Source organism: Streptomyces pathocidini (genome assembly GCF_001418495.1).
GTDB lineage: Bacteria > Actinomycetota > Actinomycetes > Streptomycetales > Streptomycetaceae > Streptomyces > Streptomyces pathocidini.
The window spans coordinates 1-2,662 of sequence record NZ_LIQY01000684.1 but is presented as its reverse complement, the minus strand read 5'-3'; the positions used below and the strand labels follow the sequence as shown (position 1 = coordinate 2,662).

The window sequence follows — 2,662 nt, the reverse complement described above, 5'->3', positions numbered from 1 at the left end:
GCTCAGGCGGCTCCCTGACCACCCCACAGGCCCGGGCGAGGCCGCACTCCGCCCCAGCCCAGGCCCGCCGGCCCCCGAGGCGGGCGCCCGAACCTCAGATGTCCCTCAACTCCCAAAGCGGGCGGGGATACGCCCCCTAGTGTCGTGATCATGTCCGTCCTACCCCCCACTGTCCCGATTCGCGTCCCCGACGGTGCGCGTGACGCAGCTGCCGCCGCGCTCATGGCGGTGGCGGATCTCGGCTCCGCCGTCCCCGACGCCGACGTGCGGCACTATCTCTCGCACGGCGCGCGGCAGTTGAGAGCGCACCTGCCCGGAGAGCTGCTCCAGGCGCTCGCCGCATGGCAGCACTCCGGCATCCCCTGGCTGACACTGTCGAACCTCCCCCGGTCCGTTCACCGCGTGCCCACCCCCCGAGCGGGCTTCTGCGATGAATACACCGAAGAACGGCTGAAGGTTCCCAACCTCGTGCAGTTCGGTCTGCTGCGGCTGCTCGGGCTGGACCCGGTCGCCTACGCCTGGGAGAACGAGGGGCGGCTGATCCGCAACGTGGCGCCCAGTGCCGGCGCCGCCCGCACCCGCACATCCTGGGGCCACGCCTGCCAACTCGCCTGGCACACCGACGACTCGGTGCTCGAACATGGCGCCTGCGCGGCCCCGTCGGCCGCGATACCCCACTTCCTCTCCTTCTACGGCATCCGCAACGCCGAGGGCGTTCCGACCGAGTTACTGCCCGTCGACACCGTTCTCGCCGAACTCCCCGAGCGCGTCGCGGGGGAGCTGCGCAGGCCGCAGTTCGCCGTGAAGGCGCCCGAGTCGTACGCCCCGGCGCGCGGCGCGCACAACCTGCACCTCGCGCACACCAGCTCGTACGGCACACACACCGGCGCGCACCTCGGCCCGTACGATCCGCCCGGCACGGCCACCGGCGGGCACATTCCACACAGCGCCCGCTCCGCCCCATACGTGTCGAACGCCCCATACGCCGCCAACGCCCCGTACCCCGGTGGCGAGCCGCCTGTCCGCACGGACGTCCCCCTGCTGTGGACTCTCCGCGACGGCAGCTCCGCCCTGCGCTACGGGCCGGGCCGCGTCACCGGGCAGACGGCGTGGGCGCGGGCGGCCCTGCGCTGGTTCGAGGACTGCCTCGCCGGCCTCGAAGGGGTTTCCGTGCTGGTGGGGGCAGGTGCGTTCCACCTGTTCGACAACCGTAGGGTGTTGCACCGCCGGGCCTCCTTCGAGCCCGCCCCGCCCGGCGAGGCCCGGTGGCTTCGCCGCTGCTACGCGATGCGCTCCCGCCTGCGCCTGGCCGCCCCACCGCCGTGACCGCGACCGGAGAGTGACCGCCGTGCCCGACATACCGCTGACAACGTTGATCCTCCTCTGCGTCGCCGCCGCGGCGGCCGGCTGGGTGGACGCCGTGGTCGGCGGTGGCGGCCTGCTCCAACTCCCCGCCCTCCTGGTCGGACTTCCGCACGTGCCGACTGCGTACGTGCTCGGCACCAACAAGGCCGTGTCCATCGTCGGCACCTCGGCTGCCGCCATCACGTACACGCGCAAGGCGCCCGTGGACGTGCGGACGGCGGTACGGATCGGGCTCGCGGCGATCGGCGGTTCCCTCGCCGGGGCGTTCTTCGCCGCGGGCATCGACAGCGCCGTGCTGCGGCCGCTCATTATCGTGGTCCTGCTCGGAGTCCTGGCCTTCGTCCTCCTGCGTCCCTCCTTCGGCACCGCCCCCGCACCCGGCCCGGCCACCCGGCAGCGCGTGCTGGCCGCGATCCTCGTCGCGGGCCTCGGCATCGGCTTCTACGACGGCCTGATCGGCCCCGGGACCGGCACCTTCCTGGTCATCGCCCTCGCCGCCATCCTCCATATGGACCTGGTCACCGCCTCCGCGACTACCAAGGTCGTCAACGTGTGCACCAACTTCGGGGCCCTGGTCATGTTCACCGCCCAGGGCACTGTCCTGTGGCAACTGGCCGGCGGAATGGCGCTGTTCAACCTGGGCGGCGGCCTGCTGGGCGCGCGGATGGCGCTCAAGAAGGGCAGCGGATTCGTACGGGGCGTGCTCGTGGTGGTCGTGGTGGGCCTGGTGTGCAAGCTGGCCTACGACCAGTGGGCGGCGGCCTGACCTCGCGTTCGAAGCGCACACTCATACCGCGCACTTGTGGCGGACGGCTGGACGCTCCGCACCTGCGACGGCAGTCGGGCCGCCCACTTCGAGCACACGGTCGCGATCACGGACGAGGGGCCGCGCGTGCTGACCCTGCCCTAAGGCCTGGTCTCGGAGCGGTGTTGCGATGCCCGACTGATTCATCAGTCAGTACGCAATGCCTGGCATCTTCCTCATATGGCAAGGGGTGTTGAGATCACTGCCGTGCCTGGCGTTGCGTTTATCTCAACGCATCCCTACTCTGGCGGGCATGCAGCATCAAGCCGGTAGCCCCGGTAGCCGAGTGCCCGACGCCGGTGGCGACGTCGCCGAGCGGGTGCGGCAGGTCATCGGGGAGGCCGGTTGCAGCCAGCGGGAGTTCGCGCGGCGGATCGTCATGGACCCCTCCAAGCTGTCCCGGTCCCTCAGCGGCAGCCGCCGGTTCACCGTCGCCGAGCTCGCCCGGATCGCCGACGCGGGCCGCATCGACGCGGTATGGCTCCTCGGCGC

General features: G+C 71.6%; 3 protein-coding genes and 1 pseudogene. All 4 read left to right on the top strand.

The window, feature by feature from the left end:
• The first annotated feature begins 150 nt into the window (after positions 1 to 150).
• On the top strand, positions 151 to 1,326 hold the full coding sequence (locus AOK16_RS24450) for a TauD/TfdA family dioxygenase (protein ID WP_055474274.1): 1,176 nt from the start codon (positions 151 to 153) through the stop codon (positions 1,324 to 1,326).
• A gap of 22 nt (positions 1,327 to 1,348) precedes the next feature.
• Positions 1,349 to 2,131, top strand: a complete 783-nt coding sequence (locus tag AOK16_RS24445; protein ID WP_055474273.1) for a sulfite exporter TauE/SafE family protein — start codon at positions 1,349 to 1,351, stop codon at positions 2,129 to 2,131.
• A gap of 39 nt (positions 2,132 to 2,170) precedes the next feature.
• Positions 2,171 to 2,275 (top strand): annotated as a pseudogene (locus tag AOK16_RS26875) (type I methionyl aminopeptidase); the annotation flags it as partial.
• Positions 2,276 to 2,423: 148 nt separating this feature from the next.
• Positions 2,424 to 2,662: helix-turn-helix domain-containing protein (locus AOK16_RS24440; protein WP_157859343.1), on the top strand; the 239-nt coding region annotated here is incomplete at its 3' end.